This is a genomic window from Neorhizobium huautlense, assembly GCF_030811685.1.
Lineage (GTDB): Bacteria > Pseudomonadota > Alphaproteobacteria > Rhizobiales > Rhizobiaceae > Neorhizobium > Neorhizobium huautlense_A.
On record NZ_JAUSRF010000003.1, the window covers coordinates 365,741 to 390,264 of the forward strand.

19 protein-coding genes are annotated in these 24,524 nt (G+C 59.6%); 1 reads left to right on the forward strand and 18 read right to left on the reverse strand.

Translation table 11 applies throughout. From position 1 onward, the window contains the following. Positions 1 to 20: 20 nt before the first annotated feature. The 18 genes from J2T09_RS06410 to J2T09_RS06495 form a co-directional block, all read right to left on the reverse strand. A complete protein-coding gene (locus J2T09_RS06410) occupies positions 21 to 347 on the reverse strand; it encodes a DUF2218 domain-containing protein (protein ID WP_306832343.1) in 327 nt (108 codons plus the stop codon). 52 nt (positions 348 to 399) lie between these two features. Next, on the reverse strand, positions 400 to 2,706 hold the full coding sequence (locus tag J2T09_RS06415; protein WP_306832345.1) for a TonB-dependent receptor domain-containing protein: 2,307 nt from the start codon (positions 2,704 to 2,706) through the stop codon (positions 400 to 402). 114 nt (positions 2,707 to 2,820) lie between these two features. Next, positions 2,821 to 3,801: a FecR family protein gene (locus tag J2T09_RS06420; protein WP_306832347.1), complete on the reverse strand. Its 981-nt coding sequence runs from the start codon at positions 3,799 to 3,801 to the stop codon at positions 2,821 to 2,823. A gap of 99 nt (positions 3,802 to 3,900) precedes the next feature. After that, entirely contained in the window at positions 3,901 to 4,440 is a 540-nt protein-coding gene (locus J2T09_RS06425) for an RNA polymerase sigma factor (RefSeq protein ID WP_306832349.1), read from the reverse strand. A 115-nt stretch (positions 4,441 to 4,555) separates the two neighbouring features. Next, on the reverse strand, positions 4,556 to 5,422 hold the full coding sequence (locus tag J2T09_RS06430) for a sugar phosphate isomerase/epimerase family protein (protein WP_306832350.1): 867 nt from the start codon (positions 5,420 to 5,422) through the stop codon (positions 4,556 to 4,558). Further along, entirely contained in the window at positions 5,419 to 6,729 is a 1,311-nt protein-coding gene (locus J2T09_RS06435; RefSeq protein WP_306832352.1) for a DUF6005 family protein, read from the reverse strand. Before J2T09_RS06435 ends, J2T09_RS06430 begins: the two co-directional genes overlap by 4 nt. Continuing rightward, positions 6,726 to 8,000: an AMP-binding protein gene (locus tag J2T09_RS06440; RefSeq protein ID WP_306832355.1), complete on the reverse strand. Its 1,275-nt coding sequence runs from the start codon at positions 7,998 to 8,000 to the stop codon at positions 6,726 to 6,728. The genes J2T09_RS06435 and J2T09_RS06440 overlap by 4 nt, the downstream gene beginning before the upstream one ends. Next, entirely contained in the window at positions 7,997 to 9,724 is a 1,728-nt protein-coding gene (locus J2T09_RS06445; RefSeq protein ID WP_306832357.1) for an IucA/IucC family protein, read from the reverse strand. Before J2T09_RS06445 ends, J2T09_RS06440 begins: the two co-directional genes overlap by 4 nt. Then, complete coding sequence (locus tag J2T09_RS06450) at positions 9,708 to 11,495, reverse strand: IucA/IucC family protein (protein ID WP_306832359.1); 1,788 nt, start codon at positions 11,493 to 11,495, stop codon at positions 9,708 to 9,710. Before J2T09_RS06450 ends, J2T09_RS06445 begins: the two co-directional genes overlap by 17 nt. Before the next feature lie 296 nt (positions 11,496 to 11,791). Next, the gene (locus J2T09_RS06455; protein ID WP_306832361.1) at positions 11,792 to 13,450 is read right to left on the reverse strand and encodes a Na/Pi cotransporter family protein; all 1,659 of its coding nucleotides are present in this window, start codon (positions 13,448 to 13,450) and stop codon (positions 11,792 to 11,794) included. A 102-nt stretch (positions 13,451 to 13,552) separates the two neighbouring features. Further along, entirely contained in the window at positions 13,553 to 14,590 is a 1,038-nt protein-coding gene (locus J2T09_RS06460) for a sn-glycerol-3-phosphate import ATP-binding protein UgpC (protein ID WP_306832363.1), read from the reverse strand. Next, positions 14,590 to 15,438: a sn-glycerol-3-phosphate ABC transporter permease UgpE gene (gene ugpE / locus J2T09_RS06465; protein WP_306832365.1), complete on the reverse strand. Its 849-nt coding sequence runs from the start codon at positions 15,436 to 15,438 to the stop codon at positions 14,590 to 14,592. Before ugpE ends, J2T09_RS06460 begins: the two co-directional genes overlap by 1 nt. 9 nt (positions 15,439 to 15,447) lie before the next feature. Then, on the reverse strand, positions 15,448 to 16,329 hold the full coding sequence (gene ugpA, locus J2T09_RS06470; RefSeq protein WP_306832367.1) for a sn-glycerol-3-phosphate ABC transporter permease UgpA: 882 nt from the start codon (positions 16,327 to 16,329) through the stop codon (positions 15,448 to 15,450). Between the two features lie 68 nt (positions 16,330 to 16,397). Further along, positions 16,398 to 17,702, reverse strand: a complete 1,305-nt coding sequence (ugpB, locus tag J2T09_RS06475; protein ID WP_306832369.1) for a sn-glycerol-3-phosphate ABC transporter substrate-binding protein UgpB — start codon at positions 17,700 to 17,702, stop codon at positions 16,398 to 16,400. An 89-nt stretch (positions 17,703 to 17,791) separates the two neighbouring features. Next, the gene (locus J2T09_RS06480; protein WP_306832371.1) at positions 17,792 to 18,613 is read right to left on the reverse strand and encodes an inositol monophosphatase family protein; all 822 of its coding nucleotides are present in this window, start codon (positions 18,611 to 18,613) and stop codon (positions 17,792 to 17,794) included. Positions 18,614 to 18,646: 33 nt separating this feature from the next. Then, on the reverse strand, positions 18,647 to 19,705 hold the full coding sequence (locus J2T09_RS06485) for an ABC transporter ATP-binding protein (protein WP_306832373.1): 1,059 nt from the start codon (positions 19,703 to 19,705) through the stop codon (positions 18,647 to 18,649). Then, positions 19,702 to 21,933 (reverse strand): ABC transporter permease, encoded by a 2,232-nt coding sequence (locus tag J2T09_RS06490; RefSeq protein ID WP_306832375.1) that lies wholly within the window; start codon positions 21,931 to 21,933, stop codon positions 19,702 to 19,704. Before J2T09_RS06490 ends, J2T09_RS06485 begins: the two co-directional genes overlap by 4 nt. A gap of 79 nt (positions 21,934 to 22,012) precedes the next feature. Continuing rightward, the gene (locus J2T09_RS06495) at positions 22,013 to 23,038 is read right to left on the reverse strand and encodes an ABC transporter substrate-binding protein (RefSeq protein ID WP_306832377.1); all 1,026 of its coding nucleotides are present in this window, start codon (positions 23,036 to 23,038) and stop codon (positions 22,013 to 22,015) included. A 192-nt stretch (positions 23,039 to 23,230) separates the two neighbouring features. Between J2T09_RS06495 and J2T09_RS06500 the strand changes: the two genes are divergently transcribed. Then, positions 23,231 to 24,232, forward strand: coding sequence for a LacI family DNA-binding transcriptional regulator (locus J2T09_RS06500; protein ID WP_306832379.1), 1,002 nt, complete (start codon positions 23,231 to 23,233; stop codon positions 24,230 to 24,232). Positions 24,233 to 24,524: the final 292 nt, after the last annotated feature.

Consider the following 24,524-nt stretch of genomic DNA (forward strand, 5'->3'; position numbering starts at 1 on the left):
CAGCTGAAAATCGCATGGGATCAACCCTCGCTGGTGACTGTGCCGGAATCGAGCCGGTTCGCGACGGTCTGCCACTGCAATGGCTGCAATTCCTCGCGGAAGGCAAAACGCACCAGATGTCTTTCGACCACATCCTGCGTTTCTGCCGACTGGGCCTCATCGGCTGCGCTCACGCGGATCAGCAGAGAGGTATCATCCGCGTCCATGATGGCGGTGCCGCAGACGAAACGGCATTCGCCGTGGCCTTCGGAATGCGTAATGTCCACCTTGTGGGCAAAATGCTTGCAAAGCTGAGCGATGTATTTTGCCGCATGCGGGGTCTCAAGCGTGGCGGTGGTTTCGATCATTTTTTCTCCTTTCGTGCCGTCGGCTTTGACCGTCGGCGCTTTGTCTGTCGGGTCAGAAGGATGCTTTCGCGCTCATCAGGAAACTGCGGCCGGGCTCGAAAAGGGGCCTTACATTGCCGAATTCCTGTCCGTATGTGGCGCGGTCCGCATAGCTCGCGTCGAACAGGTTTTTAACCTCGGCGCGGAAGGTGAAATGCGGCATCTGCTCCGGCTTCCATTGGGTGAAGACGTTGACGACTTCATAGGCTTTGTAAGGCGGTGCACCGGAGACGACATGGTCGTATTCCGGAGCGATTTCGATGTCGCCGCCGATCGTCAGGTTCCATTCCTCAAACCTGTGCGCAGCCGAAACGGTGATGATGTCGCCCACCGGCGTGGCCAGATAATTGCCACTGTCCGAATTGGCAGGCAGGCCATCGACATCCACGTCGATATGCACATAGCCGACCTTCACAAAACCGGTTGCCCACTCGTAGCCGGCGCCGATCTCGAAACCCTGCGATACGAGGTCGCGGGCCCTGAGCGCCGGTAGCGCGCCCGGAAACGGCGCCGGGACGGCAGCACTGTAGCGGTAGAAGGGCGTGCGGGCGCTATCGATCTCCGTTCGAAAAACGGTCGCCTGCGCCGTAAAGCCATTATGGTCAGCCTCAAGCCCGATCAGGTAGTTGTTGGATGTCACCGGTTTGGGACCCTCTGGCCCGTAATCCCATCCCGGATTGATGACGAAGTTTTCCGTCAGCGGCACGCCTGCCCAGACATGGGAGAAACCGGCCTTGGCAGTGAAAATATCGGTCAAGTCGTATTCGCCGGAAATATTGGCGCTGACACCGGCATTCGTAAAATTCGTCTCGTCCGCGCCGATGAACCATTGGTGGTCTGCACGAGCACCGAAGGACAGACGCGTGCGATCCCACGGATCGAGGCGCGCTTGCGCATAAAGCCCGATGTTGCGGGATTTTTCCGCGCCGGCATCGACGGGATCATCCAGTTCGGCCTGATCGCGGTAGAAATCGAAACCGGCGACAACGTTGCCGATATCGAAAGAGAACCTGTTTTCGAACTTGCCGTTCAGGGTCGCGGTCGTGCCGGTGTCGTCGTAGCGATAGCCGGTGGCGTTATAGATGCCGACCCTGACCTTGGTTGATCCGTAGCCAAGCTTGATGGTCGGGTCCCACCATCCTTCCGGTGTTGTGTCCTTGAAGGTGAAGACCGTGTTCTGCCGTTCCAGACGATAATTACGGGTTTCCGGCTCTTCCCAGCTGCTGCCCGAATCGACAGAGCCGGCATTGGCGCGATAGGGGCGCTGGGCATCATCCACGACACGATCATGGCTGATCTCGATGCGGTGGCCACTTTCGAACTCATAACCGATCTTGCCGAGACCGCTCAGCATGTTGGTTTCGGTTCCCGCCACGACATCGCCGTTGCCGCCACGGAATTCGTTGCCCTTGCCGAAGGTGAAATAGCCGAAAACGTCCAGACCGTCTTTCCGGCCATAGGCTGAAAGGCCCGTGACCACCGTGTCGCTGTTGAAGTTATAGGTGGAGGTGACGAAGCCGCCGACGGATTGGCCATCGGCCAGAAGGTCTGCAACATCCCTCGTCATGTAATTGATTGAGCCGGCCAACGCGCCGGGGCCGGCATCCGCGGGCGCGATACCGGAATCGATCTCTACCGCTCTCAGGAACGACGGATCGATCAGATTGGTGGCGTTGTGGTGAAACACCTTGTTGTTCTGGCGTGCGCCATCGATGCTGACAGCCAGATTGGTTTCTTCAACGCCACGAACATAAACCTTCTGGGACATGGGCAGTGAACTGCCGACCTGCACACCCGCCTCTTGGCGGAACGCGTCGGCGATATTGATGGGATTGAGCCTCTCCAGCTGCTCCGCGCCGATAACGGTCTCGCTGACATCGCCTTGTCCAACCGGCTGTCCCTCGACGGTGATGGGGGAAAGGACGGTGCCGTCCTGCCCGTCATCACCGCCTGACGTCTCAGCCATGCGGCCGATGACTGCGGTACCGTTGGATATGCTGAAGGGAATGCCGGTGCCTTCCAGAAGTTGGCCGAGCGCTGCCTGCGCAGAGAGATTTCCGGACACGGCGCGAGAGGTGACGCCCTGCGACGTCGCGGCAGCGAGCGATACTTGCAGGCCGGATTGTCTGCCATAGACGTTGATGGCGGAGGCAAGCGGCTGTGCGGGAATGTTGAAGTGGGGGCTCGGCTCCTGCGCCATCACCAGCGGTGCCTGCATCAACAGGGCGGCGCTTCCCGTGGCTGATGCCAAAAGTCTGAATGCCAGGAGCTTTTCCCTCTTCGACCTTTGCCACCATTCCCCGCCTGCCTGAAGCGTCATGCCGCTCCTTCTCCCTCATCGGCCTGTTGCGCACGCCACACCTGCATCAGGTTAAAGACGATCAGCGCTCCTGGATTTTTCATGCGATACGAAGATTTTTTAAAAATTGCTCGATCAGAACAGAGAGAGGACGCGCAGATAGGGCGAAACGTGATGCACACTGGCACCATAAGGGCTGACGAGTGCTTCCAGCGCCCGGTCCGGATCGGACAGATCATAGAGCCCCGTGACACGGCGTGCGCCAAGCTCGCCACTGGCGACGGTGATCCATGCCGGATGGTAACGCTGCAACGTGGCCACGACGGACGAGATCGGCACATCCTGCACGAACAGCTTGCCGTCGCGCCATGAAGCGATGGCATCGACATCCACACTGCTCTTCGATAGATGGCCGCTGTCCCGGTCAAGGCTGGCGAAATCGCCGGGGCGAAGTTTCATCCTCGCGCCATTCTTGGGTGCGGACAGGTCCACAGCGCCATGTGCCAGTTGCACGGTGGCGAGCTGCGGCGTGACATTCACATCGAAAGCGGTGCCGACCACGGTGATATCGAGTTCGCCGCCGACATTGACGATAAAGGGGCGGGACGGGTCCGGCTTCACATCGAAAAATGCTTCGCCCGAAAGAATTTTGACGCGCCGTCCATCATCGGAAAAATCAACCGCAATGGCGCTCGTGGCGCTCAGGTCGACGATCGTTCCATCTTCCAGCGTGACGCGACGAACCTGCGCGGTTGCAGTCATATAGTCGGCCTGGCTTCGCATCAGGATCGTTGGTCCGACCACGATGGCGATGAGACATGCGGCAAGAGCAGCGAGACCGGCGCCGATAATCATACGCCTCCCGATACCACGCGGTCTGGCGTAACGGGGTTGGCGCAGATTCTGCCATTCCGGCATGTTGACCGGACTGGTCTCGCCCATCACTTCCCAGGTGCGACAGGCTTTTGTCCAGGCCGCCTGATGCAGTGGAGAGCGCCGGATCCAGGCAGTGAAGTCCTGTTCATCGCTGCTTGAGCGCGACGGCTCGCGCAGGCGCAGGAACCAATCCATCGCCTCTTCCAGCAGTTCTTCATCTATCTGGTCGTGCCGCGTCACATCATACCCGCTTCGGATTCTCTAAAATCACTTACCCGAATTTGTCTGTCAGAAGTAGAAACGATTAAAGCGGGGAAATTTTCCGTTTTTGGCAATTGATCAGGCATTTTTTCTGTCAAGCGCAATGGCGATCTTTACCATCGCTGTTTTAACATGCCTGTGAGCCGTGGCAACCGAGATGCCGAGATGCTCGGCCACCACTTCCAGCGTACAACCGCCATGCCGGTGCATTTCCACGGCAATCTGGACATCTTGCGGAAGGTCGGCAAGGACCTGCTGGGCGATACGGACTTCGTCGCAAAACATCGTCGTCTGCTCGGGTGTTTCGCTCGCACGCGGAACGATCCAGAAGGGCGGGTCGTCGTTCTGGGCACGCTGCTCGATCTTGCGGCGCTTGACCGTGTCCAGAGAAAGATTGCGGACAATGCGGTAGAGGTAAGCGAGGCCCTGACGCGCCGTCTCGGTCGGCAGGTTGCCGAGACCGAAGCGCAGATAGGCTTCCTGCACGATGTCCTCGGCCGTATCCCGCGAGCCGAGAATGCGAGCCGAATAATTGATCAGCGCCGAGCGATGTCCCATGAAAAGGGGATCGGCCTCAAGGCTGATATCCAGTTGCTGCTTGGCTTGTCGTTCTTGCACGCTGTCTTCCGATAGGTGTTCGATTGACTGAAAGGTTGCTCACGCGCCCGTTCCCGGATCGCGGAGCACCTCTCTAACAGCAAAAACATGATTTATGAAGTCATATTTTGTCGCTTTATGGCGCTGCTTGTAAAATCCGTGCTTTCGGAATGAATTGATAAGCTTTTTCAAAGCCGAATTGCGCGCGAAGGGTTTCGCAATCGCGGCGGAGGACGTGAAACACGTCATTACCGAACCATTCAAGCGAGATATCCGCCTCAGCCAGGGCGGGGATGCCGACGATGACATCGGCATAATCGACCGCACCCTCCAACAAGGGCGTCATGCCGTTGCGGTCACCGGCGGCGGAATAGACATTGCCCGGGCTGAAGACGTGCAGATGGCGACGGTCGGATATGTTTTTCAGGTGATAATGCCGGACATGCCGGCCGATTGCCCGGTGCAGCGCGACCGGATCATCACCCGCTTCCCAGACATGCAGGATGTCGAAATTGATCGCCAGTGCCGGATGGTCGACCTCGTCGATCAGCCGGATGGTGGAAGCGGCGGTATCGGCCAACGTGTTCGGATGGGTTTCCACAAGAAGATCTATGCCGTAGCTCTCGACGATCTTGGCGACTTCACGCAGGCGCGTTACCAGATGCCGGCGTTCGTCGGCGGTCGTATCGGCGCTTGCCTTTCCGCCTGCGAAAGTGCGGATCTTTTTCGCCTTCCAGCGCCGGCCAAGGCGGCAGAGTTCGACGGTCTTGCGGCGGAGAACATCGTCATCGCCTTCAAGCGGCAGGTAATCGCTGATCATCGGAACGGCAAGGCCGTAATCCGCCAGCCAATCCGCATCCTTGTCCATCTGGGGCGCAAGATTGCGGGCATGGGCGCCCCACAGTTCGATGCCGTCAAAACCGCTTTCACGGGCAAAATTGGCGATCTCGGCAAGCGAGATCAGCTGATGCCGGAAGGTGATGGTGCAAAGCGAAATGTTCATCCGGCAAGCCTCCGAAGATTGCCCTGTGAGGGCACGCAGTTTTCGTCGCACCATTGCGCGAAAACCTCACCGAGCCGGTTCTTGAGTTTTGTTTCGATGCGGTCCGCCTCATCCAGCTGGCCGAAGACGGCCGGTGCATGGGGGGGATCGCTGCTCTGCGAGAGTTTCATGCAGGCGTAATGCAGGCTCTTGAGCGACTGCACGAGTGCCTCGATCTCCTCGCACCAAAGCTCGAACTCACCGGACGGCAGTTTCAGCGCGCGCCAGAAGAAGGCAAAGCCGTGCTCGTAGGCGTATTTGCGGATGGTCAGCACCGGCAGCTCACGAACGGCGAGTTCCAGATCGGCGAGCGAGAGGCCATCCGTGCCCGCCAGATGGGCGGTGACGATGCTGCGGACAGCATCGGCGATGGGGTTCTGTTCCGCAACGAAGCAAGCATCGAACCAGGCCTTTAGGTCTTCCGGCTCGGGTGCACGCGCTTGCGCAATATCGAAGGCATAACCTCCGCCGACGGTTGGCTGCATGATTGCGTGGATCACTTTGTCGCGCTCCATCACGCCTTCCCAGCGATAATCCGGATCATGCACGAACCATGTTTGTGGATCACCGGTTTCCTGCAGCATCAGGTAATGCGGGAAGGGGTTCTGGTTGAACTTGTTTTCGCGCTCCGGCATGTGGAACATGTCGAGCATGACCATGACGGAATCCGTTGGCCCACGGCCGGCCACGAGATCGGTCATGACCGCCAGATTATCCGCCTGGCTCAAGCCGGGATCATACCACTCATGCATATTGACCCCGTAAAGGCGTTCGAACCATGAGCGGAAAAACTCCTGGCTGATATCTTCGGCATGGTAGCGCAGCTGATACCGCTCGCTGACCGCGAATTTCGCGTCCCAGACGCCGAAATAAAAAGGTCGCTGGTCGAGACCGCGCTTCTTCAGGCCATCGCATACGCAACTGACGAAGCAATGGACCTTGATGTCGTAATAGGCCTCGCCATGCACGCCCTCATCCGTATCACCGCCGGTCATCGGGAAGCTTGGCACAGGCAGGGCGAGTGTCTTCGGCAGATAGAGGCCGGCAAGATCATCGACCGTCTGGATATCCGCGCTGGCGATCGCCTCTTCCGGCATGGCCAGGTTGAATTCCAGTTCGAGGTTCAAGAACACCTGCAGGATCAGCACGGAATCGAGATAGAGATCCTCGTTCAGCCGGGCATCGGGGGCAAAACCGTGCATGTGCGGATGCGCCATATGCTGGCTGAGCACGGTTTCGATGGCGGAAAGGATGTCGTCGCGGGTCATGAGGCCACTCCGGTCTGGACTGGAAGAAAGGCGCCGGCGGCATGGCGCTCGGCAACGTCGCAGCGGCTGATCTTGCCGTTTGGCTGACGCGGGATTTCTGCCACTTGGATCATCTCGGATGGCAGTTGATGCGGCGCGAGTTGTCGGCTCAGCCACTCCCGCAGCGCACCGGGTGAAACCGGGCACTCCGCGCTGAACAGCAGCGCAACACGCTCGCCGGCAAAACGGTCGCTTTTGCGAAATGCGACGGCATCGGTAATGCCCGGCATGGCCGTCACCGCATCCTCGACATCCTTCGGATAGACGTTGAGGCCGGCGACATTGATCATATCATCCATGCGGGACACGAAGACCAGCATGCCATCGGCACGGCGATAACCGAGATCGCGGGTGTGGATTGGTTGCCCCGTATCCTTGGTAATGACGATTTCGGCAGCACTTGCCAAATCCTCGCCGGTTTCCGCTTCCGCGTGAGGCAGAATGTAGCCCATGTCGCTCGCGGCGGTCAGGTCGGGGTTGATGGCGATGCAGCCGGCTTCCGAGCAGCCATATTGCTGGAAAAGATGGTCGCATTTTTCGCGGATGCGCACGAACCACGGATCCGGCAAAAGCGTGCCGGAGGTCATCGCCGCATGCATTCTTTGGCCTGTCGGCAGAAGCTGCGCCAGCATGTGCAGGATGGCCGGAGAGGAATAGAGCAGGGGCCGCTCGCTTTCGCGCATCACTTTCAGGATATGTTTCGGGTTGGCGGTATCGACGATATGCGGGGTCACGCCGCGATGCAGGCCCACGAGAATGCCGCAGATCAGCCCGTAGGAATGCGTCGTCGGGCAGGCAACGATCGGTGTCATGGTTTCCGGCAGCGTGAACGTGCGCACATAACTGGCGATTTCGATCTCGATGTTTTGCCACGTGCGGGCGATCAGTTTTGGCGCACCCGTCGTGCCCGAACTCATCTGCAGCAATTCACCTTCCGGGGTTCTCGGGGCGCTGTCAGGCAGGATCTCGCCCGTAAAACTGTTGTAAAGCAGCCGTTCGCAACCCGCCTGCACAGCCAGCTTTCGCGCGGCTGCATAAGGTGTGCCGGGGTGGATCGGCAACACGCTGGCGCCGGCATCGCGGATCGCGAAAAACAGAGCCAGCCATTCGGCGGTATCGGCAAAACACACGGCATAACGCAGACCCGGCGAAATGCCGGTCAGGTTACCGAGTTCGGCGGACCGTCTATCGAAATGCGCCTTGTCATAAAACTGGTCGCCAATCCTGATCATGGCATGATCCTCCGTTCGGCCGTCGCTTTCGCAAACACGTTCGGCACGGTGTGGTGATATTCCGGCTCGCGGGCGAGCAGTTTTCGGGTGAGCAGCGATTCCGTCAGCACATCCGGCCGGTCGTAACCGAGTGCCGCCATCCGGTCTGCCGCATCGTGCTCCGTCGCGTAAGCGGAAAGGATGGCTTCCACCCGCTGCCAGAAACTCTTTTCCGGCAATTGATAGACATGCTCCAGAAGATGCGCGATTTCGGCGAGATTGTAGACGAACAGCGTATCGGCCACGAGTTCGCGTAAACTGTCCAGATTGTCGGTCCAGTAATACTGGTCGGGCGCTGCCTCACGGTAACGGGCATCGAGCGACAGAAAATCCGGTGCCGCGTCAGGGTTGCGCAGGAAGGCAGGGCAGAATTCGACGCTCTCGTGGAAATCTCGTAAGATCAGCCGTACCGGCCAGCCGTCACGATGCACCAGCAGCATGTTCTGCCCATGCGCCTCGACCGCCAGCCCGTGACGAACGAGCAGATGCCAGACGGGCAGGATGGTGACTTCCAGCAGGCGGTTCAGCCACGGCATCAGGCCGTATTGCTCGATCCATGGCTGAAGATAAGGTTTGTGATCCGCCTCCAGCATCATCAGCGCATTGAACGGAATGACGGCCTCGCCGGGTTCCAGCCCATCAACGGCGCTTTGACGCCAGATGGCGCCGATCTGCCCGGCAAGCTCGCCGCCATGTTCCGCCAGGATGCCGGCATATTCCTCGAGAATGCCGAGCGGATAGCGATCGGAAAATGCCGGGTCGCCATCCACCATGCCGGCAATCCAGGTTGAGAGAACCGGCGCGGTGCAGACCGAATGCGGATCAAGAATGCGCCGCGACGAAGTGTTGACGACATCGAGCGGCAGTTTGATGCTGGCAGCCTGCGGGCGATCGAGATTGTGCAGCGTGCGCAGCGACTGGCTGGCAAGATAACGGTCGCCGAACTGGCCAAGCCCATGCAGCCTGCCGGTGGCGATCAGTTCACGGCCCGCGCCATCCTTGAGGCGCCGCCATTGCCACGGGTGCATGGGGACAAGCGCAAAATTCTGCCAGCTCAACCCGCGCGCCTGTCGGGCGGCATCGATTTCATTCCAGATTTCAGCACCGAGTTCTTGTCGCCAGAACGTCTGCTCGTCAGTGCCCAAAACCTGACGGACGTTTTGCCGGGCATGCAGTATCCAGACCAGCCGGAAGGGTTTTGCCGATTCCGGGCCATAAAGCCGGTTATCATCGAGCGTAAAACCGTAACGCGCCTTGAAGCAGGGATGATAGGGATGGCCTTCATGCAGCGCGCCATCGAGATCGGCAAACCCCATGGTGCGGCGGTCACGGGCAGGAACGCTGTCCTCGTTCCATTGGCAAAGCGCCACCGTATGTTCGAGTTCGCGCAAAAGCTTGCCGCGTGTGATGCCGTTGCCGGGCAGGCCCATGACGATGGCAGGCAACGATGCCGAGACCCAAACGCCGTGATCGCCCTTCATCTCGATGGCATGCGGGACGATGCGCGGCCGGCCAAAGGCGCTGAGCGCGGCGCGGCAACGGTATTCCCGGCCATCAAGTGTCCATATGAGCCTGTCGGGTGGTTCGCGGCGGAACGATACCAGACCTTCGAACAGGATGGCGGCAACCAGTTGCCGCGAGACCCTGTCCTGCGGTTCAGCCGGGATTTCAAGAGGCAATGGCATGCGGCCTCTCCGTCTCTGTGATGGTGAGGGCAGGAAGATTGAGCGGGTTCGGCATCTTTCGGTAAAGCGAATGACCGTTGGCCGAACTCAGTTCGTCGACATCCACCAGCCGGGTCGCAAGGTTCGCCTTGGTGCCGATGTCGTTTTCATCGAGAATATGCCGGATGAAATCGCGTCCGAGGCCGTTGAGCGAGACTGCGAGGTTTTCGAGATGCTCACGCAGGATCCGCAACAGAGCCATCTCGTCGGCAAGCCCGTCATGCGCCATGCGGCTGATGACGGAAAACACCTGGTTGACGATCAGGTAATAGGCAAACCGGTCACGGATTTCAGCTTCAGGGAAATAGAGTGAGCCGATCGTTTCGGTCTCCGGCACGGCCTTGGCAATCAGCGGCCTGTGACGTTCGGAAAGATAAAATCCCTGATTGTCGCGGTAATAACCGAGGCGCGGATAACCGGTGGCGAGATCCACAAGACTGTTCTGTTGATGCGCTTCGAGTGCAATACCGTGCCGGTCGTAAAGAGCAATCAACGGTTCGACGGCGCAGGTGAGGTAGAGCCTGAACCATGTGGCGGCGGTCGAGGCGATGGCGCCGCTTTCCGATACATGCACCTGTCGCACGATCCGCTCCAGCCGCGACAGGCGGCCGGGCAGGGGATCGGCGGTCAGGGCCGCCAGCGTGACGATGCCGGGGCCACCGCGTGTGCGAAAAGGGTTTTCCCTCAGAATGGTCTCGAAGCCGCTTTCGCGGCGACCCGGTATATTGAGCGTGATGAAGGCTGGATCCCTGATGATGCGGAAGGAGGGCAGCAGGCTGTCGATCCGCAGGCGGTCCACCAACCTTGCCATGGCAACCCCGGCATCCAGCTCATCGCGGCCGTTGGTGCGCACGGAATTGGTGATGCGCACCGGCAGCGAAAATTTCAGCATCCAGTCCGCATCGCGGCTCCAGACGGTGCGGACGGATGATGTGGCCGTGAAAAGCGGGCCTGCGGGGCCGAGACTGCGCAATGCTCCGTCCGAAACCATCGCCTGGATATCGGCATCAAGAAGCAGCGCCTGTGCCTGTAGTGGGTGCATAGGAAGCAGTGTCTCGCCATCCGCAAGGCGGATTTCGTTCGGGCCGGAACGTGCTATATCGGCGACGATCCTGTCGGCCATGCGCAGGTTTGCCGATGCATGCGTGACGAGGTCGGTTCTCGCGGCAAAATAATGCAACTGGAAACGCCCATGAAATTCGGGTGCATAGGTCTCCTGTTGCCAGAAGGTCATCCCCTGCCGGCTTTTCGGTGTCGGGTGCAGCCAGTGCCCGAAGACCAGAGATTGCTCGGCGGCAATGAAATGATCGCCGTCCTCCGGCTTCGTCAGCGCGTGTTCGATATTGACTTGGATCTGCTGATGGCTGTCCATCACCCGCAGCAGAAGTTCTGTTTCGCAGCCATGCAGCGCATTGCCGCCTGCACCGTTCAGTTTCCGGTACGCTTCGCGCATCAGCGCCTGCAAAGCCGGCATGGGGGCAAGCTCGTGCCATGCTGTCGCCGACAAGGCGCGCCGCCAGATCCTGCCGAAATGCTGGGGACCGCAAAGAGAGGGCGATGTTATTTCCGCCCGGAGCAGGATGTGGTCGCCATTCAGCAGCCATTCCGCGCAATCGACAGCCTTGGAACCGACGATATGGTTGATCGCCTTCCCCTGATCGATCTCGCGCATGTAGCAGTTGGCGAAACTTTGAAAACTGGCCGTTTCGGCGGCTTTCCAGGTTATAGACATGGGTATCTTACCTGTCAGTCTTCGCCAGGCGCTGGCTGTGTCGCCTCGAACGACAAGAGCTTATGGCTCCGGGGCGGGTGTCGTCGGGCAGGTTTGAGCCAGCGGCTTCGAGTTCGATGCGTCCGTTCATTGTCATATCGGTGCCTCGTCGAGTTCCTGGATAGGTCACGAACTCAAAGACGAATTAAACACTCATATTTTTCACGGGCACTGCAAATTTGTCGTTCGGGGGTGTGGCGCGGTCGCTGATAGCTGCGACGCCCTCTCGTGACGTGGAAGCTTTTCGGTGTAAAACATCAGCCTCGAGCGCTGATCCGGCTTTGCAGGAGTTCGCCCTGCTGTTCCAGTACCGGATATGCAGTTGCGGCCACGAGATGGGAATTGATCAGCTTGAGATCACGCAGCAGATCGAGATGCAGCGAACTGCTTTCCGCCGATGCAAGATCACCTTGTCGCAATCGTTCGAAATGCGCTCGCGTTCCCTCGCGTTCCGACTTTCGGAAGATGACTTTCTCTTCCGCCAACATGCGTGCCATGCGTTCATCCTGAGACATGAACAAAGCCGCCGCCGTACGAAGATTCGTCGCCAGCCGATCAAACAGGTCATCGAGTTCGCGCTTTGCCGGCTTTGAAAATTTCATGCCGCGCCTCAGGCGCTTTGCCAGATGCGGCAGCACATTCTGGTCCAGAACGTCACCGGCATGTTCCAGCCCGGTCGAAAAGATCAGGATCTCTTCCAGTCGCTGTTTGTCCGCATCGCTGAGTTCGTCCGGGTCGATCGAGGTCAGGTAATATTTGATCGCGGTATTGAGCCGGTCCAGCACCGTATCCTGCTTTCGCAGCGACGAGAGCGCCTTACGGTCTGTGCTGGCCATCGCGATCTTTGTGCCGGCCAGCATGTCCTCCAGAATGTCGACGAGCCGCAGGACTTCGCGAGCGGCTGCCTGCAGGGCGACGATCGGTGTTTCCTTGGCGGATGGATCGAGATAACGCGGATTGCCGGGATCGCTTTCGTCTATTCTGCGCGGCATGTATTTGACCAATGCATTGGCGAAGGGCGTCAACACCGGCATGAACACGACAGCGACGATAAGATTGAAGGCCGTGTGGAAATTGGCGACCATGCGTGCGCCATTGCCATCGAGCGCCGTCATCGCAGCGGCGATCTGGTCGAGAAACAGGAAGGTCAAGGCGATGCCGACCATGCGCGTGAGGAGATTGCCGATCGGTACGCGCCGGGCCGACAGATCTGCACCGGATTGTCCCTCCACCACAGGGTTGATGGCGGTGCCGAGATTGGCGCCAAGCGTCAGCGCGAAGGCCTGATAGGGATCGAGCAAGCCCTGGCCTGCCAGCGACATGATCAGCAACACGACGGCAACGCTTGAATGCGCTGCCCATGTCAGGATCGCCGCCAGCAGCAGGCTGAGCGCCGGCGCTTTTGCAATGGCGTTCAGGACATAGGCGAAACCGGGCGTATCGGCATATTCTTCAAGCACAACCAGCAACTGGTGCAGGGCGAGCAGCATGAAGCCGATGCCGATGAACACCCGGCCGAGATCGTGAACCTGCGGGTTCTGCACCCGCCGGAACATCAGCACGCCGATCAGGATCAGTGCCGGCGAAGCGGCTGCGACATTGAAGGACAGAACCTGCACGATCAGCGTGCTGCCGACATTGGCACCCAGCATGACGGCAAGCGCCGGCACGAGATCGACAAGCCCACCGGCAGCAAAGCCGGTCGCCATCAGGCCCGTGGCCGTGCTGCTTTGCAAAACCGCCGTCACGCCCATGCCGGCAATAAAGGCCTTGAAGCGGTTGCTCAGTGCATGGCCGAGGAAGGATCGCAAGCTTGGGCCGAAGGCGCGCTGGATGCCGGTCTGCACCATGCGTGTGCCCCAGAGAAGGAGCGCGATATGGCCGGCCAATGCGATGAGAGCGATGATGACGGGCATGGACATTCCAGTCGAATGCTATCGAATTGTTATTAGCCGTCTAATGATATTCCTGCTGCCACGGTAATCAAGCGGCGGCAGGAAATGGGTTGTTCGCGGGGCTCATGTATCCACACGCCGGCCTTCGGCGTCGAACAGGTGAAAACGATCCGCTGCGGCAGTAAGCGACAGCGTTTCGCCGATGGCGATGACCGAGCGGCCGGGTACGCGGAACACGATGGCGCTGCCATCCTCCGTCACGCCATGGACATAACTTTCCGCGCCGACCAGTTCGACCGCCATGACCTGCACGTTTGCGCGAAAACCGCTCCCCGCAACGGTATCGGCGATCACGAGGTCTTCCGGGCGGATGCCGATCGTGGCCACGTTGGCGGGCCAGTTAACGCCCGTTCCCTTTTTGCCGGCCAGCGGCATCAGGTTCATGGATGGCGAACCGATGAAGGTGGCGACAAATGTGGTGGCCGGTTTTTCATAAAGTTCGATCGGCGTGCCGACCTGTTCGATGCGCCCGGCATTGAGCACGACCAGCCGGTCGGCCAGCGTCATCGCCTCCATCTGATCGTGAGTGACATAGATGGATGTGGTTTCGAGCGACCGTTGCAGACGGCGGATTTCCACCCGCATCTGCACACGTAGCTTTGCATCGAGGTTGGACAGCGGCTCGTCGAACAGGAAAGCCGCCGGCTTGCGCACTATGGCGCGGCCCATGGCCACACGCTGGCGCTGACCGCCGGAAAGCTGACGCGGTTTTCGTTCGAGAAACTGTTCGATTTCCAGCGCACGCGCCGCTTCGGTAATACGGCGGTCGATCTCGTCTTTTGGCGTGTTGCGGTTTTTCAGGCCGTAGGCGAGGTTCTGGCGCACTGTCATGTGCGGATAAAGCGCATAGTTCTGGAACACCATGGCGATATCGCGTTCCGACGGTTCGAGATTATTCACGCGGCGTCCGGCGATGGTGACGTCGCCGGACGTTATGCTTTCCAGCCCCGCCACCATGCGCAGAAGCGTCGATTTTCCGCAGCCGGACGGGCCGACCAGAACGATCATCTCGCCATCCTTGATGTCGAGAGACACGCCCTTGATGGCCTCGATATTGGTGCCATAGACCTTGCGGACGTCTTTCAGTTCAATCGTAGCCATTACTTTTCGGTCTCCACCAAACCCTTGACGAACCAGCGCTGCATCAGCACCACGACGATAACGGGAGGAATGATTGCCAGGATCGCCGTCACCATCACGTAGTTCCACGGCGTCGAGGCATCTGCGAAATCCACCATGCGGCGCAGGCCGATGATGATCGTGTTCATCTCAGCCCTGTCGGTGACGAGCAGTGGCCAGAGATATTGCGTCCAGCCGTAGATGAAGAGGATCACGAACAGCGCCGCGATATTGGTCATCGACAGCGGCAGAAGGATATCCTTCATGAAGCGGAACGGACCGGCATTGTCGATGCGCGCCGCTTCCAGCATCTCGCCGGGAATGGTGAGGAAAAACTGCCGGAACAGGAAGGTGGCCGTTGCCGATGCCATCAGCGGCAGGGTCAATCCGGCATAGGTATTCAGCAGGCCGAGATCGACGATCACCTTGTAGGTCGGCAGGATGCGCACTTCCACCGGCAGCATGAGCGTGATGAAGATCATCCAGAAAAAGCCCATGCGGAAGGGAAAACGGAAAAACACGATCGCGAAGGCGGACAGGAAAGAGATGATGATCTTGCCGATAGCAATCGCTACCGCGACAACAAAGCTGTTGAACAGCAGCCTTTCGAGACTTACGCCGACGACACGCTCGACGCCGCCGGAAATGGATTCCGAATAGTTTTCCATCATGTGCCCGCCGGGAAGCAGCGACAGCGGCGGCCGGATGATGGCGCCGGACGGCGCCGTCGAGGCGATGAACGTGTAATAGATCGGGAAGGCGACGATGATGATGCCGAGGATCAGCATCAGATGCGCCATCAGGCTGGCTATGGGGCGATTTTCGATCATGGTTTTACCTCACCCATAATGCACGCGCCGCTCGACGAAGCGGAACTGGAAGGCGGTCAGCGCAATGACGATGACCATGAGGATGACCGACTGGGCGGCCGACGAGCCGAGATTGAGGTTCACGAAACCATCGTTATAGACCTTATAGACCAGCGTTTCCGTGGCCTTTGCAGGCCCGCCGCCGGTGACGGAATGGATGATGCCAAAGGTGTCGAAAAACGCGTAGACGGTATTGACGACCAGCAGGAAAAAGGTGGTGGGCGCGAGAAGCGGAAAGACGATGGTCCAGAAGCGCCGGGACCCGCGCGCGCCATCGATGGAGGCCGCTTCCAGCAGCGATTTAGGGATTGCCTGTAAACCCGCGACGAAGAACAGGAAATTGTAGCTGATCTGTTTCCATGCAGCGGCCACGACCACCAGCGCCATGGCCTGATCGCCGTTCAGAAGCGGATCCCATGCGATGCCGTTGCGTCGTAAAATATAGGCGAACGTACCCATAGCCGGGTTGAACATGAACAGCCACAACATGCCGGCGACGGCGGGGGCCACAGCATAGGGAATGATCATCATCGTGCGGTAAAATCCTTTGCCGCGCACGACGAGATCGGCCGCTGTCGCCAGAAGCAGCGCGATGCCCATCGAGAGCAGTGCGGTCGCCACGCTGAAAACGACGGTGACGCGCAGCGCATGCAGATAGTTGGCGTCCGACAGGATCGTGGTGAAATTGGCGAGCCCTACGAAAGTGCTCTGCAGCCCAAAAGGGTCTTCCCGCATGGCCGACTGGTAAAGCGCCTGGCTGGCTGGCCAGAAGAAAAACACGATGGTCAGCACGATCTGCGGCGCGACCAGAAAATAGGGAAGGATCTTGTTCGGAAAGACGGTGCTTTGCACGGGCAGGCTCCTCGGATCACGGGAACACCGTCCGCATGCGGGGTCACATGCGGACGGCTGGAGATTGCTTAGTTGCCGATGGCCTGCTGGATCGCCGCATTGCCGCGTTCGACGGCCTTGTCGAGCGCCGCCTTGGCATCCTGCTTGCCGGCCAGCATGGACTCGAATTCCTCGTTCATGATGTCACGCACCTGCGGCAGGTTGACGAGACGCACGCCCTTGGAGTTTTCGGTCGGCGGCTTGCCCATCATCTGCAGAAGAGGGGTCTCGCGGCCGGGGTTCTTGTCGTAGAAGCCGGATTTTTTGGTCTCTTCATAAGCCGCCATCGTCACCGGCATGTAGCCGGAGACCTGATGCAGGCGGGCCTGGATTTTGGTCTGCGACAGGAAGTTGAAGAAGGTGGCGACGCCCTTGTATTCGGCATCGCTCTTGCCCGCGAACACCCAGAGGCTCGCCCCGCCCGGAATGGTGTTTTGTGGCCGGCCTTCGCCTTCGACATAGGGTAGCTGGCCAATGCCGTATTTCATGCCGGACTTGATGATGTCGCCAAGACCGCCCGACGATTCCGTCAGGATGCCGCATTCACCGGAGGTGAATAGCTGTTTGGCTTCCGATGTGCGGCCGCCATAACGGAACGTGCCATCCTTGGCGAGATCGGCAATCGACTGGAAATGTTTGACGAACGGCTCGGCATTGAACGCCAGCTTGACGTCCGTGCCGCCAAGGCCGTTTTCATTGCTGCCATAGGAAAGATTGTTCCAGGCGGCAAAGTTTTCGGTCTGGATCCAGGTCAGCCATGTCGAGGTAAAACCGCAATTGGCCGCCCCACTGGATTTGATCTTCTTGGCCGCCTCGAACACTTCGCCCCATGTTTTCGGTGGTGTGTCGGCGTTGAGGCCAGCCTTCTCGAACACGTCCTTGTTGTAATAGAGGATCGGCGAGGACGAGTTGTAGGGGAAGGACAGCATCGTGCCGTCGGGCTTGGAATAATAGGCGACGATGCCGGGCAGATATTGCGCCTTGTCGAACTTGAAGCCGCCTTTTTCCAGCACATCGGCGACCGGCACGATGGCGCCCTGAGCGCCCATCATCACGCCGCTGCCGGCATCGAAGACCTGCATGATGGCCGGTGGCTGCTTGGCGCGGAAGGCGGCGATGCCGGCATTCAGCGTTTCCGGATAGGTGCCCTTGAACACCGGCACGATCTTGTAATCGGCCTGGCTCTCGTTGAACTCCTTGGCAAGCTGATCGACGACCTCGTTATTGGCGCCGGTCATGGCGTGCCACCACGAGATTTCCGTGGCGGCGAGCGCGCTTGATGCCATCAGCGTTAAGGCTGCGGTTGAAAGAACTGATGCGAAAACGGTTTTCATGGTCGATTTCCTCCCTTTCCATGAATAATCCTGCCGCCGTCCGGCGGTATTGTCCGAGACCCTCCCCGGTCTCGGCATTCTCGATGCCGTCACGCGGCGGCGACGCCTGTCTGTTCGATGCCGGCGATGCGTTGAAGGTCGTTAGTCGCGCCGGGGCCGGTTGCCAGAACCGGTGCGCCCTTGGTCAGCCGCTCGCCATCGCTCGGGAACGGTAGAAACCAGCCACCCGCCTCGCGCACGAGGCAATAGCCGCCGAGGCAATCCCAGGCATGCATGTAGGGCTCATAATAGCCGACAAGGCGGCCAGCGGCGACATAGGCCAGCATCAGCGCGCCGGAGCCGAGCCGCACGAAATTGCCGCCGCTTGCCAGCAGGTCCTCGACGATCTTGGCGACCGATTGCGGCGTCACATGATGGTTTGCGCCGATGCCGGTCACCGCGTTGCGTATGGTCTTTTGCTGCCCAAGTTTCAGCGGCTTGCCGTTCAGCGTCGCGCCCTGTCCGAGCGCGCTGGAATAGAGTTCGTCATGGCACGGGACATGGATGACGCCGATGACCGGCTCACCCTTGTAGAGGACGGCGATCGAAACACACCAGTTCGGCATGCCATGCACGAAGGGGCTGGTGCCGTCGATCGGATCGACCACCCAGGTAAAGCCGCTATTGCCGCCGGTCAGGCCATATTCTTCGCCGAGAAAACCATCCGCGCCAAAAGCCTCGCCGGTGCGGCTGCGGATCAGTTCCTCGACCTCGCGATCGGCGATCGATACGACATCCTGCGGATCGCCCTTGCTTTCGATCACCAATGTCTCGCGGCGATTGTAATATCCGAGCGCGTGGCTGCCGGCCTCGACGGCGATCCGTTCCGCCAGTTTCCAGCGCGCGATGATCTCTTCGTCTTCTGCTGTCATGGGCAATCCGTCCTTTGAAAGGTTGAAGGCGCGTCACTGCGCGATGATGGCGATGCCGCGGTTCTTGAAGCCGATCGCGACATTGGTGCCGGGTGCGAGAGGGCGGTCGACCGACGGGTCCACGATAAACAAGGTCCCGCCGCTCGTTTCCGCCTCGTATTCGATATGATCACCCAGATAGGCGGCATGGCTGATCCGGCCGGGAAAGGCGGCCGTCTCCGCCGGCTCCAGCGTGATGGCGCTGGGGCGCACCGCAAGCTGGCTTTTGCCGGGCCGCGCACCGCGTGCCGGCACCATATGTTGCAGACCCTCGATGCTGATCGTTGCCTCGTTGCCGCTTATATCGATGACCTCGCAAGGCACGACATTGGCCTCGCCGATAAAATCGGCGATGAAGGGCGAGGCGGGCGCCTCGTAAAGTTCACGCGGAGAACCCTGCTGGGCGATCTCGCCATCCTTCATCACGATGATCTGGTCGGAGACGGCCAGCGCCTCATCCTGATCATGGGTGACATAGACGGCGGTAAATTGCAGCCTCTGCTGAAGCTCGCGGATTTCGGTGCGCACCCGCCGGCGCAGGCGGGCATCGAGATTGGACAGCGGCTCGTCCAGCAGAAGCACCTGCGGTTCGAGAACCAGCGCGCGGGCGACGGCGACACGCTGTTGCTGGCCGCCGGATAGTTCGGCCGGAAGCCGCCCGCCCATGCCGGCAAGGCCGACGAGTTCCAAGCCGTGCTCGGCCTTCTGTCGCGCTTCCTTTTTCGGCAAGCCCGAGGATTCAAGCCCGTAGGCGACATTGTCGAGCGAGTTCATGTGCGGAAACAGCGCGTAGGACTGGAACACCATGGAGACGTCGCGCTCGTTGGCGGGCAGCATGGTCACATCCTTGCCGCCGATCAGGATGCTGCCGGCGGTCGGGTGTTCGAGACCTGCCAGCATGCGCAAGGTCGTCGTCTTGCCGCAGCCGGAAGGGCCAAGCAGCGTCACGAGCGTACCGGGCTCCACCGTCAGCGATAGGTCGGCGATGGCGGTGAATGCGCCAAACGTCTTGCGGACATTCTGGAATGTGACCGAACCGGCATTTCGGGTCATGCGGTTTTCTCCTCGGAGATGACGGGAAGGGGCGGCTGGTTGAGACCGGCGACACGGGTTTCGCGCCGCAGCCGCCGTTCGCCGACCAGAAGCTGGAAACCGGTGATAACGGTGATCATCACCACGATCAGCATGGAGGAATAGGCGATGGCGACGCCGTATTCGCCGTTCTCAACCAGACCGACAATGTAGGATGTGGCCATGTTGTATTGGGCGCTGACAAGGAAAACGACGGCACTGATCGAGGTGATGGCGCGCACGAAGGAATAGACGAGGGCTGCCGTGATCGCCGGTCGCAGCAGCGGCAGGATGACCTTGCGGGCGGTGCGGAAACTGGTGGCGCGCAATGTCATCGAGGCTTCGTCGAGGCTCTTGTCAAGCTGGCTCATCGCCGCGATGCCGCCGCGCACGCCGACCGGCATGTTGCGGAACACGAAGCAGGCGATCAGGATCAGCGCCGTGCCGGTCATTTCCAGCGGCGGCAGGTTGAAGGCCATGATGTAGCTGATGCCGATGACCGTGCCGGGAATGGCAAAGCTCATCATCAGCGCAAATTCGAACAGTTCGCGCCCGGCGAATTTTTGCCGCACGATGACATAGGCGGTGGCGAGACCGACGGCTGCCGTCAGCGGCGCGGCGATCAGGGCGATCTCCATCGTCGTCCAGAACGAGTTCCAGGCAACCCCGGTCCAGACCAGCGATCCATCGCGGAAGGTGATGGAAAAGGCCTTGGCGTAATGGGCAAGCGTCAGGCTGTTATCAAGACCCCATGTTTTGACGAAGCCACCGAACAGGATCATGCCGTAAACGACGAGCGTAAAGATCATCCACGGAATGACCACGGCATGCACGCCGATCGACAGCGGCCGGGGCAGGGCGATATGCGCGCCGCTGTCACCCTTGCCGGTGACGGTGGCAAAATTTTTGCCCGACAGCCAGATGCGCTGCGCAAGGAAGGCCGACAGCGTGAAGCCGAGCAGGATCATGGCGAGCACGGCGGCGCGGGCCGGATCGTTTTGGGAACCAACAACGGAGAAAAAAATTTCCGTCGACAGCACGCCGTGGCTGCCGCCGAGCACGAGCGGATTGCCGAAATCGGCCATGCTTTCGATGAAGCCGATCAGGAAGGCGTTGGCGAGACCGGGTTTCATCAGCGGCAGCGACACGCGCCAAAAGGTCCGCCAGCGGTTGGCGCGCAAGGTCTGCGACGCTTCTTCCATCGATGGGCTCACGCCTTCGACGACACCGATCAGCACGAGGAAGGAAATCGGTGTGAACGACAGGACCTGCGCGATCCAGATGCCGGTCAGGCCGTAAAGCCAGCGGCTCGGCTCGATGCCGAAGGTGGAGGACAGGCCCTGCGTAACGATACCGGCGCGACCGAACAGAAGTGTCAGCGCAAGGCCGATGACGACGGGCGGCGTGATGATCGGCAGGATGGTGAGCAGCCGCAGGCCTTTCTTGAACGGAAAGCGGGTGCGGGTGGCGACCAGCGCGAAGGCGAGACCAAGTGCGGTGGAACCCGCCGCCGTCATGATGGCGAGAAACAGCGTGCGCCATGCCACGCCGCAACGTGCCCCGCCAATGACGCAATCGAGGCTCCAGATCGACGGATCGACGAAATTGCGGGAAAAGCCGTCGAAGTTCACGGAGCCGTCGAAATCCTGAAAGGCGCCGATAAACATCGAACCAATCGGATAAAACACGAAGACCGCGACGAGAAAGACGAGCATGGAAATGGTGGCGACCACGAAGGCATCGCCGCGCATGACACCGCGTTCGGCAAGACCGAAGGAAAACATCAGCACGAAGCAGATGGCCGAGAGAACGGCGCCAGCCCCCATCGATTGCTGGCCGTCGGCAAGCTGACCAAAGATGGTTTCGCTGATCGTCCAGGTGAAACCGGTGCTGCCGATTGCCAACCCTTGCAGTGCGAGGAAAAGCACGCCGAAACCGCCGGAAAAAGCGAGCAGTTTTCCGCGCCGCATCGGATCGACTGTCAAACGGGCGCCAAGCGCAAGACCATAGGCGATCAGAACGGCGATCAGCCAGACCCGGCCATGCAGAAGGATCTGCAGGATGCCGGGTGCCGCCTCCGGCTCACCCGGAAAATCCGAGAGCCATGTGAAGGCATAAAAGCCCTGCTCGATGCGATACCACGGCAAAAACACCATGGCGGCAAGCCCAAGGGCCAGCACGATATCCAGTCTGCGATTGCGATTGTGCATGGTTCGATGCGACCTCATCACGTGACAAGTCGATCATGCCGCGCCACGGCCAGCCGAAGCGCGGCAAAGACGGATGGGATCAGTTGGCGTTGGCGCCGATTTCCTTGTCCCAGCGTTCGAGCAGTTTCTTCCGCTCGGTCGGGTCGCCATAGGTCTTGAAGTCGTAATCGATCAGCTTGATGTCTTCGAAGCGCGGCGATTCCTTGGGAACTTCCGCCGTTTTGTTCGACGGCAGCTGGAAGGATTTGGCCTCCTTCATGTGCGACTGCACTTGCGCCGTCAGCGCCCAGTCATACCATTTTTTGGCACTGTCCAGATTGCGGGCACCCTTGATGATCGACATCGATCCGATCTCGTAACCCGTGCCTTCGCAAGGAGCGACCGACTTGATCGGAAAACCCTCGACCGTCTGGGCGACGGCATCATGCATGAAAACGATGCCGAGGCCGGTTTCGCCACGCGCCGCCGCCTTCACCGGCGCCGAGCCGGATTTGGTATATTGCGAGACATTGGCGTTGAGCTGTTTCAGATAATCGAAGGCCTTGTCTTCGCCCATGATCTGAACGAGCGACGCCAGCGCCGTATAGGCGGTGCCCGAAGAGTTCGGGTTGGCCATCTGGATCTCGCCCTTCAGGGCAGGGTCCAGCAGGTCGGCCCAGCATTTGGGTTCCTTGTAATTTTTTCGGCTGAAGAGATCGGTATTGTAGCCCCAGCCCAGTGCGCCGGCATAAACGCCCACGGTCTTGTAACCGGAGCTTTCCGCCTGCTTTTTCGCCCAGTCCTGCAATTCATCGAGATGCGGCGACTTGTATTCCTGGGTCAGTCCTTCGGATGCGGCCTGCAAATGCGGATCGCCGGTGCCGGCCCACCAGATGTCGGTTTTCGGGTTACGGGCCTCGGCGCGCACCTTGGCATAGGTTTCGCCCGAGGACAGGCGCACCATGTTGACCTTGATGCTGGTGTCCTTCTCGAACATCTGCTGCATCATTTCGCAGATAACCACATCGGCGGAACATATTAGGTTGAGGTCTTCGGCGGCTTTGGTCGCCGACGCATTCATCATCAGGCCGGCAAACGCGACCGATGCCATCAAAGCAAGACGCATGACAATCCTCCCAGATTTCCGACGATGCCTCCACATCGTCCCGCTTTTGCAAGCGTGTGCAATGGTTCCATGCGTTTATGGGAATTGTCAACACGTAAATACCGTACAGAATCATGAAATGTCACGAAGGCCTGTCACACGGATGTTGCACTCGCTTGCAAAAAGAGGCACTTAAAGCGGAGGAGGCTGCACGTGAGCCAGAAAATATTCGTGAGCGCGAAGGAAGTGGCGGACAGGGCAGGGGTGTCGCGCTCGGCCGTTTCGCGCACGTTCACGCCCGGCGCCAGCGTGTCGGCGGAGACGCGTCGCCGCGTCCTGGAAGCGGCTGAAGCGCTGGGTTATCACGTCAATCATCTCGCTCGCGGGCTGATGCGCAACGAAAGCGGCCTTGTCTGTCTCATCGTCTCGGAGATGGATACGCCTTACCGGGCGAGCCTGATCCGGGCGATCTCCCGGCATCTTCAAAATGCGTCGAAAATTGCCATGCTGATCAATACGGATCGATCGGATAGAAGCGTCGACGAAGCCCTGAAACTTGCCATCAGCTATCGTGCCGATGCCTCTATCGTCCTGTCGGGAATGCCGGAGAAATCGATTACCGATCTGTGTGTGAAAAGCGGTCAGCGACTTGTTCTCATCAATCGCGACGAGGAGCGTGCAGGGGCATTGATGATAAATCTGCGTGACCAGGAGGCTGCGCGACAAGCCTTTATCGCGTTCCAGCGCGCCGGCTGTCGCAGTTTCGCTTTCGCCAATTCCGATGTCGGAACCCCCAGCCTGATGGCTCGAGAAGAGGGGTTTTGTGCTGCTGGACGGGAATTCGGCGTGGATGTGATCGTCGAACGTTTCGGGGCGACACGTTACCAGAGCGGCGTCGTTCTGGCGCAGCGATTGTTGACGCGGGAGGTCCGACCCGATGCGATTTTCTGCGCCAACGATCTACTGGCTTGCGGCCTGATGGACACTGCCCGCCACCAGTTCAAGCTGGCCGTGCCGGATGATCTTTGTGTCGTCGGTTTCGACGATATCGAGCAAACCTCCTGGTCATCCTATCAGCTCACCACGTTTGCCCAACCGGTGGACCGCATTGCCGAGGAAGCCGTTTTATGGCTGAGCCAGCCAATGACGGATAGTGGTCGGTTCTGCAGAATGACCCCTGATCTGGTCTGGCGGGAATCCGTCAGGGGCGGATGATGCAATCACGGAGCTGGGACGCGAACTTTATTGGACATTGAGGATGTTTCGGTCAAAGCGGTCGGGAAACAGAGAACGCTCAGGGAAATGAAGCCCAACACCTTGCTGAGCCCGCTGGTCAAACCGCGATTTTGCAAGGAAACCAGAAACAGGCTAAACGGCGGTTGCGAGACAGAAAGCAACGTCGAATAAAGTTCGGTCTCCTTGCCATCGCTGGCTGCTTGCAAAGCCTATGCACCCGTTACGCTCATATGCCTTGACACGTACGGTCGGTGTGCCGTCGATAATAAAA